The organism is Actinomyces faecalis, from assembly GCF_013184985.2.
Lineage (GTDB): Bacteria > Actinomycetota > Actinomycetes > Actinomycetales > Actinomycetaceae > Actinomyces > Actinomyces faecalis.
Genome location: NZ_CP063418.1, coordinates 2402352 through 2418455 on the forward strand (window position 1 = coordinate 2402352; position 16104 = coordinate 2418455).

The 16104-nt window shown below is 68.2% G+C and carries 12 protein-coding genes; 3 read left to right on the forward strand and 9 right to left on the reverse strand.

Going from position 1 to position 16104, the window contains the following annotated elements; genetic code table 11:
• The first annotated feature begins 66 nt into the window (after positions 1-66).
• Together HRL51_RS10310 and HRL51_RS10315 are read left to right on the forward strand one after the other, a co-directional pair.
• On the forward strand, positions 67-1497 hold the full coding sequence (locus HRL51_RS10310; RefSeq protein ID WP_172119350.1) for a glycosyltransferase: 1431 nt from the start codon (positions 67-69) through the stop codon (positions 1495-1497).
• Positions 1498-1893: 396 nt separating this feature from the next.
• Positions 1894-2925 carry a hypothetical protein gene (locus HRL51_RS10315; protein ID WP_172119349.1) on the forward strand — a complete coding sequence of 344 codons (1032 nt, stop codon included), beginning with the start codon at positions 1894-1896 and terminating at the stop codon, positions 2923-2925.
• A gap of 940 nt (positions 2926-3865) precedes the next feature.
• On the opposite strand, the gene purQ is transcribed toward HRL51_RS10315, so the two are convergent.
• The 5 genes from purQ to HRL51_RS10340 form a co-directional block, all read right to left on the reverse strand.
• Positions 3866-4564 (reverse strand): phosphoribosylformylglycinamidine synthase subunit PurQ, encoded by a 699-nt coding sequence (purQ, locus tag HRL51_RS10320; RefSeq protein ID WP_172119348.1) that lies wholly within the window; start codon positions 4562-4564, stop codon positions 3866-3868.
• The gene (gene purS / locus HRL51_RS10325) at positions 4561-4824 is read right to left on the reverse strand and encodes a phosphoribosylformylglycinamidine synthase subunit PurS (RefSeq protein ID WP_172191688.1); all 264 of its coding nucleotides are present in this window, start codon (positions 4822-4824) and stop codon (positions 4561-4563) included. The genes purQ and purS overlap by 4 nt, the downstream gene beginning before the upstream one ends.
• A 222-nt stretch (positions 4825-5046) precedes the next feature.
• Positions 5047-5964, reverse strand: a complete 918-nt coding sequence (locus tag HRL51_RS10330; RefSeq protein ID WP_172191690.1) for a phosphoribosylaminoimidazolesuccinocarboxamide synthase — start codon at positions 5962-5964, stop codon at positions 5047-5049.
• Positions 5965-6110: 146 nt separating this feature from the next.
• Positions 6111-7364, reverse strand: a complete 1254-nt coding sequence (gene purD / locus HRL51_RS10335; protein ID WP_172191692.1) for a phosphoribosylamine--glycine ligase — start codon at positions 7362-7364, stop codon at positions 6111-6113.
• Positions 7365-7560: 196 nt separating this feature from the next.
• Positions 7561-9405: a phosphoenolpyruvate carboxykinase (GTP) gene (locus tag HRL51_RS10340; protein ID WP_172191694.1), complete on the reverse strand. Its 1845-nt coding sequence runs from the start codon at positions 9403-9405 to the stop codon at positions 7561-7563.
• A gap of 211 nt (positions 9406-9616) precedes the next feature.
• Here HRL51_RS10340 and HRL51_RS10345 point away from each other — a divergent pair, with 211 nt between their 5' ends.
• Positions 9617-10486, forward strand: coding sequence for an LppM family (lipo)protein (locus tag HRL51_RS10345; RefSeq protein ID WP_244960165.1), 870 nt, complete (start codon positions 9617-9619; stop codon positions 10484-10486).
• Between the two features lie 241 nt (positions 10487-10727).
• Here the strand turns inward: HRL51_RS10345 and efeB are convergent, their stop codons facing one another.
• The 4 genes from efeB to HRL51_RS10365 all read right to left on the reverse strand — a co-directional run bounded on the left by efeB (position 10728) and on the right by HRL51_RS10365 (position 16045).
• Complete coding sequence (gene efeB / locus HRL51_RS10350) at positions 10728-12143, reverse strand: iron uptake transporter deferrochelatase/peroxidase subunit (RefSeq protein ID WP_172192008.1); 1416 nt, start codon at positions 12141-12143, stop codon at positions 10728-10730.
• 49 nt (positions 12144-12192) lie between these two features.
• On the reverse strand, positions 12193-13536 hold the full coding sequence (gene efeO, locus HRL51_RS10355) for an iron uptake system protein EfeO (protein ID WP_244960166.1): 1344 nt from the start codon (positions 13534-13536) through the stop codon (positions 12193-12195).
• Positions 13537-13604: 68 nt separating this feature from the next.
• A complete protein-coding gene (efeU, locus tag HRL51_RS10360; protein WP_172119326.1) occupies positions 13605-14525 on the reverse strand; it encodes an iron uptake transporter permease EfeU in 921 nt (306 codons plus the stop codon).
• 233 nt (positions 14526-14758) lie between these two features.
• The gene (locus HRL51_RS10365; protein ID WP_172119325.1) at positions 14759-16045 is read right to left on the reverse strand and encodes an adenylosuccinate synthase; all 1287 of its coding nucleotides are present in this window, start codon (positions 16043-16045) and stop codon (positions 14759-14761) included.
• Positions 16046-16104 lie beyond the last annotated feature (59 nt).

Genomic DNA, 16104 nt, shown 5'->3' on the forward strand with positions numbered 1-16104 from the left:
CCTTTCATCCACGACACACCCCCTCAAAGTGCCGCGAATCACATCAAACAGGGGCAGGATCAGGACATGAGAAGCATCGACGTCGCGCCCCTGCCCCTGTCGGACCTGGAGAGTCACCTCGATGAGGTCGCTGTCCGCCGTCTGCACGACGTCGTCACCGCAGCCCACGGACTGCTGGACAGGCGTACCGTGTGGACCGTGACGCCGTCGGCCGCAGCCGAGTCCGGGCCCGCCGAGACGGTGGCGCCGCTGGTGGGCTACGCGCGGGGTCTGGAGATCGACGCCCGCTGGCTCACGCTCGACGCCCCGGCCGAGTTCCTCGCCGTGTCCGCACGCCTCAACGCCGCGCTCCACGGCTGGCACGACCACAGCGGCAAGCTCGGCGACAAGCAGCGTGACCTGTACGAGCACGTGCTGGCCTCTAACGCCGAGAACGTCATCGAGGACGTGCGCGAGGGGGACGTCGTCATCCTGCACGACCCCGCGACCGCTGGGCTGGCGCGCGCCTTCCAGCAGGCCGGGGCCACCGTCATCTGGCGCTGCCACGCCGGTAGCGCCGACGCCGGCGAGGAGGGCCAGCGGGCCTGGGCCTTTCTTGACCGCTACCTGGAAGAGGTCGACCTCGTCGTCGCCTCACGCGCGGAGTACCTGCCGCCCTACACGGAGGAGGAGCACTGTGCCGTCATCGCCCCCTCCATCAATCCCGACTCGCCCAAGAACCGGGTGCTGGACGCCGACGAAGCTGCTTCCGTGGTCCGCCTGGCTGGGTTCTTTGACGGCCAGCCCCCCTTTGACGCTGTGCCCTTCATCCGCGAGGACGGGCGGCCCGACGCCTTCCGCGGCCTGGACGCAGGCGCTCCGGCTGGTGTGGTTGCAGGTGTGCCGGTACCCGAGGGAGCCCGGACAGTGACCCAGGTCCAGCGGTGGGACCCGCTCAAGGGCGGCCTGGAGCTCGTCGAGGCCTTCGCCTCCCAGATCGAGACGCTGCCAGGGGACACCCACCTGGTGCTGGCCGGTCCCACACCCGACCTTGAGCGCGAGCCGGATGCCGCCCGCACGCTGGAAGAGATCGTGGAGCGCGTCTCCACGCTGCCGGAGTCGACCGCGAGCCGGGTGCACGTGCTCACGATCCCGACCTCCGACCGTGAGGTCAACGCCACGGTGGTCAACGCGCTGCAGCGGGTCAGCTCCGTGGTCACGCAGCGCTCGCGAGTGGAGGCCTTCGGGCTCACGGTGGCTGAGGCGATGTGGAAGAAGTCTGCGGTGGTGGGCAGCGCTGTCGGCGGTATCCAGGACCAGGTGGAGGACGGGGTCTCGGGCGTGCTGGTCGCTGCCGACGACGCCGCCGGCTGGGCTGAGGCCGTCCGCGACCTTCTGCTGCTGACTGAGCGCGCCCGTGAGATGGGCGAGGCCGCGCACGAGGCGGTGCGCCGCGACTACCTCCCCGACCGCCACCTCATCGAGGTGGTCAATATGATCGCCCAGGCTGAGGGGTGAGTGCTGGGCGGTACGCCCGTAGCCCTCACCCCGGGCAGCCGCCCTCCCCATTGCTCTCGCCCGCGAACAGCCACCTCCGACCACCACCCACACCGCCACCCCGTCGCTCTCGCCCGCGAACAGTCACCTCCGACCACCACCCACACCGCCACCCCATCGCTCTCGCCCGCGAACAGTCACTTTCGCAGCGGGCGGCATCGAAAATGACTGTTCGCGGGCGAAAACGACCCTACTTGCCCAAGGGCCACCTCGATCAAGGGCTCGCCCCTCCCAGCGCCGACACTTCAGCGCCCGACACCTCGCCCGGGCTCCACAGGTGTCCGCCGTGGCACCCCCATCCACAGCACTCACAACGCAGCCTGGCCCCTCAGCACACAGCCCACCACCCTGAGGCACATGACTGCTTCCCCGCCTCTGTCCTCGGTACCACGCCTGTCCCTGACCACCCTCTATGACGACGCACGATCACTTGTCGAAGCAGGGGCTGTGAAGATCATGCGCGGCGCCTACCTACACCCTCAGCCAGGGCTCGCACCGTGGGAGCAACGCCGCGAGGCGACGCTCGCACGCGCAGCCGCAGTGCTGCATACGCACCCGTCCGCCATCTGCCTCACGCACGAGGTGGCCGCTATCGCGCACGGGCACACCTGCATGACGGCTGAGCCCGACATCCGCATCGCCGTCCCGCGCAACCCCAGCACCGGAAGGCGTCCCCTACCGACGCTGACATTCACCACAGACAGTGGCAGACCGTTCCAGGGACGTACCGTCTCCCTGATCCGCAGCACCCGGGTCCCCTCCCCAGATGAGATCGAGGTCGTCAGAGGACTCAGGGTGACCAACCCGATCCTGACCGCGTTGGACTGCGCCTGCGACCTGCCAGCCCTGGAGGCAGTCTGTGTCGTGGACTCGGTCTTCCGGCAGATCTGCCAGGCGGACCGGTTCACGCGCGTCTGCCTCGGCCGCGACCCGGAAGACCTGCGTGCCGAGCTCATCGAGATGCTCGCCCGGTACCCGCGGCGACCTGGGCTGCGCCGTGCCCGAGCCGTTCTCGCCATCGCGAGCCCCTTCTCAGAGTCTCCCGGCGAGAGCGTTCTGCGTTGGGCGGTACACGCTGCAGGACTGCCTGGGGCTGAGCCCCAGCAGTGCTGGCAGACCCGGGAGGACTCGACGACCTTCTTCATCGACCTCGGCTGGGAGGAGTACCGGCTGGGCCTGGAGTTTGACGGGTACTCCAAGTACAGCAAGGCCAAGGACGTCCGCGCAGAGAAGTCACGTGAGATGCGGCTGCGCCGGGACGGATGGCGCATCGAGCGCTTCGAGTGGTCAGATCTCAAGGACCCCCATGCTCTCGCAGCTCGTCTGAGGTCATTGTTCCCAGCTCAGATCGTGCGCCATGCACGCCCCGTCCGGGATCTCTGGCTCTAGACGTCTGCTCAGGCTGATCCGGATCAGCCCCCGTCCGCCGGGATCCACTCCCCCTCCCCGTCGTTCTCGCCCATGGACAGTCGATCCCGCGCCGGCCCGATACGAAACCGACTGTTCATCCCCCCAAGTGATGAGGGGCGCGCACCACCAGCAACACCCGTCTCCATGCCGCACGCTGCCCCACTTATCCACAGATTCTGTCCACAGCCTTGTGCACAGAATCCCCAGACCCTGGAAATCACGCCGCTCACCCTGTGGTTACCCGCCGCTCACCCACCTGAGGACGTTTCAAGCCCGGACAGGCGTCACGACCCCTTGCCCTCCAACCGCTACTACCGAGGATTCTCGAACGCGTCAAATCGTTGAGATCATGCGGTTTTGTCAACTCCGACCTCGCACAGCACATCGCCGCCTCCCGCGATAGCGATTCACATTCCCCGCAACGCCGCCACCATCCTCCACTGGGCCACGCGGCACAGGACGATCGTCTCGCCACCCGATGTTCGCCGTCCCTTATGAGGACTTTCCCACAGCACAGACCGCTGCATGTGGACGACAGCTCGTGCCCGTGCGCTCAGCACCGTCGCCCCGGCTCCTGCCCCGCCAGCGCAGGCACAACCACCAGGCGGATGGCCAGCCTGGCTGGCAGGGCAGCCCTCTGCTCCGCACGTCTCCCAGGCCCTGGCCCCTTACGCCGTCGGTCGCACCACCATGTCCAGGACCAAGGAGGCCGCACCGAGCGCCGTCGTCCCTGAGCTGAGCGAGAGACGGGCCTCCACCGGTCCGCTCAGCCAGTCCCGCACGCGAGGCACGCCCCGACGAGCGCACCAGGCAAGACCGCTCCACGACTGCGGCGTGCCTCCCGCATCTTGGGAGGCACGCCGCAGGTGCGTGTGCACGCGCTAGCCGCCTGAAGACGGGCTTAGAGGGCGGCTACTTTTCAGGCGCCAACCAGCGCGCTGATGGCCGACTGGAAGATCTTGAGCCCGTCCACGCCTGCTCGCGGGCCAGCCTCGGAGTCCGGCCCGAAGCCCGGCTCCACGGCGTGCTCGGGGTGCGGCATCAGGCCGACGACGTTGCCACGCTCGTTGCGTACACCGGCAATGTCACGGGCCGAGCCGTTGGGGTTGGAGCCGGTGTAGCGGAAGACGACGAGCCCTTCACCCTCCAGGCGGTCCAGCTCCTCGGGCGATGCGATGAAGTTGCCCTCACCGTTCTTCATCGGGATGGTGATCTCGTCGCCGACCTCAAAGAGGCCGGTCCAGGCGGTCGAGGTGGACTCGACCCTCAGCCCCTGCTCGCGGCAGATGAACTTCTGGTGGTCGTTGCGGATCAGCGCACCGGGCAGCAGGTGCGCCTCCGCCAGGACCTGGAAGCCGTTGCAGATGCCGAGCACCGGCATGCCCTTGCCGGCCGCCTCAATGACCTCGTCCATGACCGGGGCGAAGCGGGCGATCGCGCCGCAACGCAGGTAGTCGCCGTAGGAGAAGCCGCCGGGCACCACCACGGCGTCCACACCGTGGAGGTCAGCGTCCTTGTGCCACAGGGAGACAGGCTCGGCGCCAGCCAGGCGCACGGCCCGCAGCGCGTCGACGTCGTCGAGCGTGCCCGGGAAGGTGATGACGCCGATGCGGGTCACGCCTGGGCCCCCTCGTCCTCAGCGCGCACGGAGACGATGTCCTCGATGATGGGATTGGACAACAGCTTCTCGGCAGCCTCGGCCGCAGCGTCCAGGTGAGCCTGGGTGACCGGTCCGTCAACCGTGAGCTCGAAGCGACGCCCCTGGCGCACCGCGGTGAACTGGTCGAATCCGAGCCGCGGCAGGCTGCCGACAACTGCCTTGCCCTGGGGGTCAAGAATCTCGGGCTTGGGCATGACCTCGACGACGATACGTCCCATCGGTTCTCCTGGGTGCAGGTGGGCGGAAGAGGGTCCGGGCCCAGACTACCCGGCCTGGCCACGGCAGACCCAGCCGGCAGGACCGCCAGTGTGATGACGCCGCGGCTCCAGTCGCACCTTCACCTCACCACCAGTGGGCGCTGCGGCCAGCCCGCGCCCACCAGGAGAACCAAGCCGTCCCCTGCCCCGAGCACAGCCCGAGGCAGGACCGGACTCTGGGTGTCACAACGCCAGCGCGCTCCCCGTCAGGCGCTCATACACCTCAAGGTAGCGGTCCCGGGTCCGTTCGATGACCTCGTCCGGCAGCGCAGGAGGCTGCTCACCGCTGGAGCGGCCCCAGCCAGAGGCGGGGCTCGTGAGCCAGTCACGCACGAACTGCTTGTCAAAGGACGGTGTGGCCTGCCCGGGCACCCACTCGTCAGCCGGCCAGAACCGCGAGGAGTCGGGGGTGAGGACCTCGTCCCCCAGAACCATCTGGCCACGAGCGTCGCGTCCGAGCTCAAACTTGGTGTCAGCCAGGATGATGCCGCGCTCACGCGCGATATCCGCGGCAGCGCTGTACAGGCGCAGCGTAACCTCGCGCAACGAGGAGGCTGCCGGCTCACCCACCATCTCAGCCACACGCTCGAAGCTCACGTTCTCATCATGATCGCCGAGCTCCGCCTTGGCTGCGGGAGTGAAGATAGGCTCAGGCAGGCGCGAGGCCTCAGTCAGGCCGTCGGGGAGAGCGGCTCCGCACACCGTGCCGTCGGCCCGGTACTCAACCAGCCCCGAGCCCGTGAGGTAGCCGCGGGCCACGCACTCCACCGGGTACATGTCCAGGCGCTGGCAGATCATGGCACGCCCGGCTACCTGCTCGGGCACATCGAGGGAGACGAGGTGGTGGGGGACGATGTCTGCGAGCTGCTCGAACCACCACGCGGACAAGGCAGTCAGCACCTTGCCTTTGTCAGGCACAGGAGTCGACAGGATGAAGTCGTAGGCGCTGATGCGGTCCGAGGCGACGACCAGGAGAACGTCCCGACCAGCCCAGGGACCGTCCCCCGCCGGGGTGTAGACGTCCCGGACCTTGCCGGAGGACAGGTGCTGCCAGCCCGGCAGGACTGGAGCTGCGGGGATGACAGGCTTGCTCGCGCTCATGAGTCCATCCTAGGGGCCCCACTGACACAAACCCGTGCCGCCAGGAACCAGTCGGTCGCAGCCGCGGGTCCCACCCATGAACGACGGCGCCGCTCGGTTCTCGAGGAAGCGAGCGGCGCCGTCATGGCCGGCCAGGCGGGTCCGGGTCAGCGGCCCAGGGCGATATCGGTGCGGTACTGGGCACCGTCGAGATGGATGTGGGACAGCGCCTCGTAGGCGCGAGCACGTGCGTGCTCCACCGTGTCCCCCAGGGCGACGACGGACAGAACGCGACCGCCGGTGGCCACCAGCTCGCCGTCGTCGTCCAGGCCGGTACCGGCGTGCAGGACGTGCACGCCCTCAACAGCCTCGGCCTCCTCGATCCCGGTGATCCGCCCGCCGGTGGCGACGGTGCCGGGGTAGCCGGGGGCGGCCAGAACCACGTCGACGGCAGCCTGCTCGGACCAGATCGGCGCAGGGACCTCATGGAGAGCACCCGTGGCAGCTGCCAGCAAGAGCTGGGGCAGCGAGGAGGTCAGGCGCGCCAGCACCGCCTGGGTCTCGGGGTCGCCGAAGCGGACGTTGAACTCCACCACACGCAGGCCGCGGCTGGTCAGGGCGAGGCCGCAGTAGAGCAGGCCGGAGAAGGCGGTGCCCCGGCGAGCCATCTCGTCGACGACGGGCTGGGCGACCTCAGAGACGACCTGCTCCGTCAGACCTGCGGGGGCCCAGGTGAGGGGGGTGTAGGACCCCATGCCGCCGGTGTTGGGACCAGCGTCGCCGTCAGCCAGGCGCTTGAAGTCCTGGGCAGGGGCGAGGGGCCGGACGGTGGCACCGTCACAGACGCAGAAGAGGGAGACCTCTGGGCCGTCGAGGTAGTCCTCGACGACGACGCGGCCGCCGTCCTTGTCTAGGCAGGCCAGCCCGTGGGCGAGGGCTGCGGCGCGGTCCTTAGTGACGACGACGCCCTTGCCGGCCGCGAGCCCGTCGTCCTTGACGACGTAGGGGGCGCCGAAGCGGTCGAAGGCCGCCTCAAGCTCGGCCTGGGTGGTACATACAGCGGCTTCAGCGGTGGGGACGCCGGCGACCTCCATGACCTCCTTGGCAAAGGCCTTGGAGCCCTCGAGTCGGGCAGCCTCAGCACCGGGTCCGAAGACGGGGATTCCGGCCTCGCGCAGAGCGTCAGACACGCCTGCCACCAGTGGCGCCTCGGGTCCGACGACGACGAGGTCGGCCTGCATCTCAATGGCGAGCTGGGTGACCTCGGTGGGAGAGGTGGGGTCCGCCTTGATGTTGGTTGCGATGGCCGCTGTTCCCGGATTACCGGGGACGACGACGAGCTCGGTGGTCTGCGGGTCTGCGGCGAGGGCACGGGCAAGGGCGTGTTCGCGAGCGCCGGAGCCTAGAAGGAGGATCTTCACAGGGTCAGGGTAGCGGGAGGAACCCCACACACGCAGGTGGCGCCCCCAGCTCACGCTGGGGGCGCCACCTGTCTGTGAGACATGCGAGATGCACAGTGCGCTAGAAGCACGCACCGCGTTCTCGCGCTATGACCGCCTCGCCAGGCGCACGCTGGTGAGATCCAACGCACACCTCATGGGCGACCGAGGCCAGAAATCAGGCCTTGGCCGCAGCGATCCGCTCGCGGAACTTCGCCAGCTGCTCGGTGATCTCGGCAGGAACCTTGTCGCCGAACTGCTTGAAGTACTCCTCGGTGTCGTCCATCTCGGCAGCCCAGGCGTCGGGGTCGATGTCGTACATCTTGTCCCAGGCAGCCTTGTCCACGTCCACGCCCTCAAGGTTGAAGTCCTCGAACTTGGGGTAGACACCGGTGACGCCCTCGATGCCCTCGACCGCACCGGAGGCGCGGCGCACGATCCAGTCCAGGACGCGGGCGTTGTCGCCGTAGCCCGGCCACAGGAACTTGCCGTCCTCGTCCTTGCGGAACCAGTTGACCTGGTAGATCTTCGGGAACTTGTCGCCCAGCTTGGCCTGCATCTCCAGCCAGTGGCCCCAGTAGTCGGCCATGTTGTAGCCACAGAAGGGCAGCATGGCGAAGGGGTCGTGGCGCAGAGAGCCAGCCTTGACGTCGGTGGCGGCAGCGGTGACCTCAGAGGCCACGGAGGCGCCGATGAACACGCCGTGGGCGCCCTCGTACTGCTCGGCGACAAGCGGCACGTTGGTGGCGCGGCGACCACCGAAGAGGATGGCGTCGATCGCGACGCCCTCGGGGGCCTCCCAGTCGGGGCAGATGATCGGGCACTGCGAGGCAGGCGTGGTGAAGCGCGAGTTCGGGTGCGCGGCCTTCTTGCCGGCCTCGGAGTCGGCCTTGGTGAAGTCGTTGCCCTGCCAGTCGATGAGGTGCTCGGGCTGCTCGCCGTCGATACCCTCCCACCACACGTCACCGTCGTCGGTCAGAGCGACGTTGGTGAAGATGGTGTTGGCCTTCATGGTGTCCATGGCCATCGGGTTGGTCTTGTAGGACGTACCCGGGGCGACGCCGAAGAAGCCGGCCTCGGGGTTGATGGCGCGCAGGCGGCCGTCCTCGCCGGGACGCATCCAGGCGATGTCGTCGCCGACGGTCTCGACCTTGTAGCCCTCGATGGTGGGCTGGAGCATGGCGAGGTTGGTCTTGCCGCAGGCGCTCGGGAAGGCCGCGGTGACGTGGTACTGCTTGCCGGACTTCTCGTCGGTCAGGCGCAGGATGAGCATGTGCTCAGCCATCCAGCCGTCGCGGCGGGCCATGGTCGAGGCGATACGCAGGGCGTAGCACTTCTTGCCCAGCAGGGCGTTGCCGCCGTAGCCGGAGCCGTAGGACCAGATCTCGTTGGTCTCGGGGAAGTGCGTGATGTACTTCTCCTCGTTGCACGGCCAGGCGGTGTCCTCCTGGCCCGGAGCCAGCGGGGCGCCCACGGAGTGCGCGGCCGGGACCCAGGTGCGGCCCTCGTTGATGAGGTCCAAGGCCTTGGTGCCGATGCGGGCCATGATGCGCATGGAGACCACGACGTAGGGGGAGTCGGTGATCTCGATACCCAGCTGGGAGATCGGACCGCCGAGGGGACCCATGGAGAAGGGGATGACGTACATCGTGCGGCCGGCGTAGGTGCCGTCGAACTTCTCGTTGAGGATCTTCTTCATCTCAGCCGGGTCGTACCAGTGGTTGGTCGGGCCGGCGTCCTCCTCCTTCTCGGAGCAGATGAAGGTGCGAGACTCCACGCGAGCGACGTCAGAGGGCAGCGAGCGAGCGAGGAAGGAGTTAGGGCGCTTGTCCGGGTTGAGGCGGGTGAACATACCCGACTCCACCATCTCGGAGGTCAGGCGGTCCCACTCCTCCTGGGAGCCGTCGCAGAAGTAGACGTTCTCGGGCTTACCGAGCTCCGCCAGGCGGATGGCGAAGTCGATGACGTCCTCAGGGGCGTTTGCGGGGGCCGCGGCGCGGACATCCTGCGCAGACACAGTCATGTGAGTCCCTTTCATGGGTTCGTGTGACTTTGGTTGTCGGTCCTATCCTCTCTCAACCCCGCGCTCTCGGCACGTCCCCTTAGGTCCCAAAGTCCCACCCCCATTCCCCCCTAACCGGTGCTTTCCGCCACATCGCGGGCATTCACCGACCTCACAGGCCCGCTGTGCCGCATTCCGCCACGAGTGAAGCAGGCTGCGCTAGCGTCATGTCGTGCTGCACAGACCCCCTCTCGCTCCTGCCCGTCGTCGTCCGCAGGACACGCTCCACCGTCGGCGCCCCGCCTCCGCTGCGCCCATGGTCCTGACTGCGCTCGCCCTAGCCGGTTGCACGGCGCACATGGACATGACGATCTCCCCCTCGGGCACCTACGACGTCACCCTGGAGATGCGGGACACCACCGGTACTGTGCTCACCACCGGTACCGACTGCTCAACCTTCGCCGACCCCTCGCTCGTGGGCTCGTCCTCCTCAGGGACCGTCAGCGCCGAGAGCATCGGATCCGCCGACGACGACGCCGGGACCGGCTGCCGCGTCACCATCCGTGGGGTCGAGGTCAGCAGGTCATCCGGCGAGGACGGTAGCGGGGCCCTCGTCGTGCGCGACGGGGACCTCTACGTCGTCGACCTGACCGACCTGGCCACCTCCGTCACCGGTGGCGTCGACCCCACCGTCACCACCGAGGACGGCGACGACGGCGCCCCGGCTCCGTCCCCGAGCGCAGGCTCCGGCACGGGCTCAGCCGGGCAGGCCGAGCCACGGCCCGACGCCACCCTGACGGACTCACTGGCCGGCGTCGTCGACGTCCGCGTGTCCGTGACCTTCCCCGGCGCCGTCGTCGAGGCCGACGGTGGCACCGTCCACGGCTCAACCGTCACCTGGCAGGACGCCGGCGCGCTGTCTGCCGGGGTGCGCGCCACCGGCTACGCCACCGCCGACGAGGGACTGAGCTGGTGGGACCGGCACGCTACGGCCGTCATCGCTAGTGTGTGCGCCGCCGGGGTGATGCTCGGCACGGCAGCCGTCCTCCGCTGGCGGCGGGGGTCTGGCGGGGCAGGCAGTCGTCGTACGCGCGGCGCTTGAGGACCACCTGGCTCCCTGCACTGGCTATGGCCGGACGCCCAGCGTACCGAGCTGGCTCCCCACAGCCATCCACACCGGGGCCCCGGTCTGAGCCCGATCATCACAGGGCACGGCCGACCACCAACGCCTCCACCGACCACGAAATCCTCGACCGCCCCCTGAAATAACGTTATTCCGGGGGTCGGTCGAGGATTTCGTGATCAGTCGGGGCACTAGTGGTCCGCCGGGGCAAACGTAGCCGTCAGGCAAAGAGCTCCTGCGCCCAGGCCGTGTCCGAGGCGGCCACACCTCGCGGCACCGCGAACAGCGCGGCGCTGCGGTGCTGGAGGTACTCCTGAAGGGCGTCGTTCCTCGTCATCTTGTCCAGGATCGGGTAGAAGTTCGTGCGCGGGTCACGCACGAAGGCGATGAAGAACAGGCCCGTCTGAAGCCGGCCCAACGAGTCGTTGCCCTCGGTGTAGTTGTAACCACGGCGCAGCATCCGCCGGCCTGAGTTGCGCTCAGGAGCGACGACGGCGATGTGCGAGTCCTCCGGCACCAGCGGCTGGCCCTCGCTGTCCGTGGCCCCATAGTCCACCGCCGTGAACTCGTCCTTGGACGAGGTCGGCTCCGCCACGCTCAGGGGCGCACCGTAGCGCTTGTCCCGACCAAAGACCTGCTCCTGCTCAATGAGCCGGATGCGGTCCCAAATCTCAGAGAACATGTGAATCTTGCGCGCCACGAAGTAGGTGCCGCCCTCCATCCACGAGGCGGCGTCGTCATCGCCCGGCTGGACCCACAGGTGCTCGGCAAGCTCGGCGGCAGAGTCCTGGGCCTTGACGTTGTTCGTCCCGTCCTTGAACCCAAAGAGGTTGCGCGGCGTCTCCTGCTCCGTGGAGGTGGAGGAGGTCCGCCCGTAGCCGATCTGGCTCCAACGCATGGTGGCCGTCCCGAAGGCGATACGCGTGAGGTTGCGGATCGCGTGGACCGAGACCTGGGCGTCGTCGGAGCAGACCTGGATGAGCAGGTCACCGTCCGAGTCCGCCTCACGCAGCTGGTCACCGCGGAAGCTCGGCATGCCCTCGTCCAGGACCGCCGGCATCTTGGCCTTGAGGCCGAAGCGGTCGTTGCCGTCAGCGTCCACGAACAGCGACCGGCCCACGCCGAAGGTGATCGTTAGTCCCGAGACCGGGTAGCCCCAGGCCTCGCCGGTGTCCCTGGGCGGGAGCTGGGCGTTGGCGTCCGGCTCCCCGCCCACGAGCTCTCCGGTACACATCTGCTCGGCAGCCACCGTCCAGGCAGCAATGAGCTCCTTGAGCTCCTCGACGTCGTTGGTGACCACGTCGAAGGCCGCCACGTACAGGTTGTCCTGGGCAGGGGTGAGGATGCCGGCCTGGTGCTCACCGCGGAAGTCGTAGGCCAGCGCGGTGTGCTCGGCAGGCGAGGGCGCGCTCGCCCGACCGGCACCAAAACCGGCCAGGCCGGCCATCGCCGCACCGATGCCGGCCGTGGTAAAGGCCGCACGCCGGCTCACCCGGGGACGCCGCGGCGCCGTACCGGCCGACGCCGCCGGCTCAGACCCGCTCGGTTCCTCCCCCACACTGGCAGCCTCCTGCGCGTTCGTGGCCGCAGGCGTCTGCACGACCTCGTGCTCCTCCGCGGGTCCCCTCCCTCTCATCGTCTCACCGCGCTCGGGCGTACCGGGCTGAGTCATCGTCTCCCACCCCTCAGTGCAGGACGGTGCCGGCGACCTGGGAGAGCAACTCGCTCAGGGCGTTGACGGCGTCGGAGAACTCGCGCTGGACCTCGGTGTAGTCGGCGTCCGAGGGGGCCTCGCCCGCGTTGAGCTGAACGGCGGCGATGGTGGAGTAGTCCACGTACGTCGTAGCACCGTCAGCCGTGGTGCCGTCCTCCTGGGCGGCAATGAGGTCATTGACCACCGCGAAACGCTTGGTGATCTCAGCAGCGAGGTCAGCGTCGTTCTTCCTCACGATCTCCTCGACGTTGCCGTAGGCGACCTCGGCGCCCTCGACGTTGGCCTTGAAGTCGTAGAGGTCGGTGTGCGAGAAGGTCTCCTCCTCACCCACGATCTTGGACAGGGCCACCTCCTCCAGCAGCGCCGCGGCACCCGTCGCGACGTCCGTCAGGGTCAGCTCGAAGACGCCGCCAGGCCCCTCGACCTTGCCATAGACCAGGTCGTAGAGCTTCTGGGTGTCCTCGACGAGCTTGTCGGCCACTGCCTGGCGGGCGGCAGCATCAGCGAAGGCGAAGGGGGAACCCTCACCGCCGTCCCACAGGTCCGCCTCGATGCGGTGCCAGCCGGTCCACTCGGCGATCACCGAGGGGTCGGTCGTCTCGACGCGGGCGTCAGCCGCCAGGTCCTGGATACGCAGGTCAAGAGCCTCGTCCAGGTCACCCGCGGTCTCGATGCCGAAGGACTCGGCCGTCGGCTCGATGCGCTCGTAGTGCTGGCGTGCCAATGGGAAGAGCTCCTTGGCCTTCTCCGTGTCCCCGCCGGTGTAGGCCTCAGTGAAGGTTGTGGTGGCCTCCAGCAGCTGGCCCACCTGGTCACGCACGTAGGCGGTGTAGTTGGTCACCGCTTGCTTCTCCAGCTCGGCGACGTCCTCAGAGACCTCGACGGCGACGCCCTTGGTGATCGTCAGCTCGGTGACTCCCTTGAGCTCTCCTACCATGTTCGGCTTGCAGGCGGCGTAGTACGTGCCCTCGGACAGGGCCGTGGTCAGCGAGGCCGTGGTGCCCGGGCCGATGTTCTCCTGCTCGGAGACGATCTGCAGCTTGTTCTCCGTCAGGATCTCAAACTCGTTGGCCACCGTGCCGTTGTTGGTCATGGTGAAGGTGACCACGCCGGAGGGGAAGGAGGTGGTGGACAGCTCCAGGCCGTCGTCGGTGATGGTGACGGTGACCTCGGTGGCCCCCGCAGAGGGGCCGGAGGAGGCGGGCTTGTTGTCCACGCAGCCAGCCAGGCCAAAGCCGGCCAGGGCCAGCAGCGGCAGGGTGAGGGCGGTGCGGCGCGAGGTGCCACGCAGGGCGGGTCGGACGGGAGTGTTCACGTCGTTCTCCTATAGGTGTGGTTGTGGGACAGGTAGCAGTAGTCGATGGGGTGGGTGCCCAGCCGCGCTCAGACAGAGGCGACGACGGAGCGGGAGCCGGCTGCGTCGTCGGCCCCGGAAGCCGGCACGCTCGGGACCTGGGCTGAGGCCACGCGCCTGGCCGTGCCGCGAACCTGGCGGGTGAAGAGAAGGAGCGTGGGCACGATGTAGAGCCACCAGGCGACGACCTGGAGCACCGTGGGCTGGACCTCGACCTGGAACATCGCCTTGGCCACGATGTAGAGCCAGTGGACCGGCGAGCTCTGTCCCGGCAGGTAGTCGGAGACGTCCCAGGCGTGGTTCATGATGCCGGGCAGGAGGCCCGCCTCCTGGAAGTCGGCGACGGCGTAGGAGACCACACCCGCTGCCACGAGGATGAGGAAGTAGCCGGTCACGGCAAAGAAGAGCCGCATGTTGATGCGGGCAGCCCCCTTGTAGACGAGCCACCCCAGCACGACTGAGATGACGAGGCCCACCACCACGCCGGCGCTGGTGGCCACCACGTGGTTCTCCACCGAGGACTTGACGGTGGCCCAGATGAACAGGGCGGTCTCCAGGCCCTCGCGACCCACCGAGATGATGGCGATCCACACCACGCCCCAGCCGGATGAGGACCCCGACAGCGCGTGCTCCAGGTTCCCCTCGATGCCCTTCCGGAGCATGCGGGCGTTGCGGCCCATCCAGAAGATCATCCAGGTCACCATGGCGACCGCGACGAGCGAGAGGCTGCCGCCGATGATCTCCTGGGCCCGGAAGGTCAGGGTCTTAGGCCCCCAGGTGAGGACCGCGCCCAGCGCCAGGGGCAGGCAGGCGGCGACGGCGACGCCGAGCCACATCTTGGGCAGGACGTCGCGCCGTCCGCTTCGAACCAGGTAGGCAGCGATGATGCCGACGATGAGCGCGGCCTCAAAGCCCTCGCGCAGCGCGATGAGCAGGTTGGCGATGAACACGACGAGTCCTCAGGAAGCGGCAGCGGGGCCTCCCGCCCCGCCAGAACTTTCCGAAGGCTAACCTTACTTAGGCAATCCTGACAACCCTGATCGTTGGCGTCCTTCCGGTAGTCGGGCGACGCCGTCGTCACCCCTCACGACGCAACGGCGGCCAGCCACCCGAGGTGACCGGCCGCCGTCGTCATGGACCAGGCACTCAGGCTGGCAACCAGCCCTCGCACCCAGCCGTAGGCTCAGCCCAGCAGCTTGTGGCGCGTGATCGTGGCCTCCCGCCCCGCACCCACGCCAATGGCACTGACACGCGTGCGCGCCAGCTCCTCGATACGCAGCACGTAGTCCTGCGCGGCCCGGGGCAGATCAGAGAACTCACGCACACCGGTGATGTCCTCGCTCCAGCCAGGCAGCTCCTCGTAGACCGGCTTGGCGTGGTGGAAGCTGGTCTGGGTCAGCGGCATCTCCTCGGTGCGCTCGCCGTCGACGTCGTAGGCCACGCACACCGGGATGGTCTCGTGGCCGGTCAGCACGTCGAGCTTGGTCATGACCAGGTCCGTCAGGCCGTTGACACGGCAGGCGTAGCGGGTGATAACAGCGTCGTGCCAGCCACAGCGGCGCGGGCGCCCGGTGGTGACGCCGAACTCACCACCCTCGTTGCGCAGACGCTCACCCATGTCATCAAGCAGCTCAGTGGGGAAGGGACCCTCACCCACACGGGTGGTGTAGGCCTTGACCACGCCTACCACCGAGTCGATGCGCGTGGGGCCCACGCCCGTGCCCGTGCAGGCACCACCCGCGGTGGGGTTGGAGGAGGTGACAAAGGGGTAGGTGCCGTGGTCGATGTCTAGCATCGTGGCCTGACCAGCCTCGAAGAGAACGGTCTTGCCAGCGTCCAGGGCGTTGTTGAGCTCCAGGGAGCAGTCGATCACCATGGGACGCACGCGCTCGGCGTAGGACAGCAGCTCGTCGGCAACCTCGTCCGGGTCGATGGCTGGGCGGTTGAAGACCTTGAGGAACAGGCCATTCTTCTGGTCCAGGGCCGAGTGGACCTTCTGACGCAGGATCGACTCGTCGAACAGGTCCTGGACACGGATGCCCACACGGTTCATCTTGTCCGCGTAGGTGGGGCCAATGCCACGGCCGGTGGTGCCCAGCTGACGGGTGCCGAGGAAGCGCTCCGTGGTGCGGTCCAGGACGCGGTTGTAGGAGGGGATGATGTGGGCGTTGGCGGACAGGCGCAGGCTGGAGGCGTCCTTGCCACGCGACTCGATCTCCGCGATCTCGCTGAAGAGGACCTCCAGGTCCACCACCACGCCGTTGCCAATGATCGGCACGACGCCAGGCGTGAGCACGCCGGCAGGCAGGAGGTGGAAGGCAAACTTCTCCCCGTCGATGACGACGGTGTGGCCGGCGTTGTTACCGCCGTTGAACTTCACCACGTAGTCGACGTCCTGACCGAGCTGGTCAGTCGCCTTTCCCTTGCCCTCATCGCCCCACTGGGCACCGACGACAACAACCGCAGGCATGGCTGCTCCCCTTGCTAGAGACCGGCGCGACTGAGCGCACGCCGCGCGCCAGCCTACCG

Coding starts and splice junctions, on each gene's coding strand:
- HRL51_RS10330 (WP_172191690.1), bottom strand. CDS start 5,964: ATGAGCGCGAGCAAGCCTGTCATCCCCGCAGCTCCAGTCCTGCCGGGC.
- HRL51_RS10310 (WP_172119350.1), top strand. CDS start 67: ATGAGAAGCATCGACGTCGCGCCCCTGCCCCTGTCGGACCTGGAGAGT.
- HRL51_RS10340 (WP_172191694.1), bottom strand. CDS start 9,405: ATGACTGTGTCTGCGCAGGATGTCCGCGCCGCGGCCCCCGCAAACGCC.
- efeB (WP_172192008.1), bottom strand. CDS start 12,143: ATGAGAGGGAGGGGACCCGCGGAGGAGCACGAGGTCGTGCAGACGCCT.
- HRL51_RS10315 (WP_172119349.1), top strand. CDS start 1,894: ATGACTGCTTCCCCGCCTCTGTCCTCGGTACCACGCCTGTCCCTGACC.
- HRL51_RS10365 (WP_172119325.1), bottom strand. CDS start 16,045: ATGCCTGCGGTTGTTGTCGTCGGTGCCCAGTGGGGCGATGAGGGCAAG.
- purS (WP_172191688.1), bottom strand. CDS start 4,824: ATGGGACGTATCGTCGTCGAGGTCATGCCCAAGCCCGAGATTCTTGAC.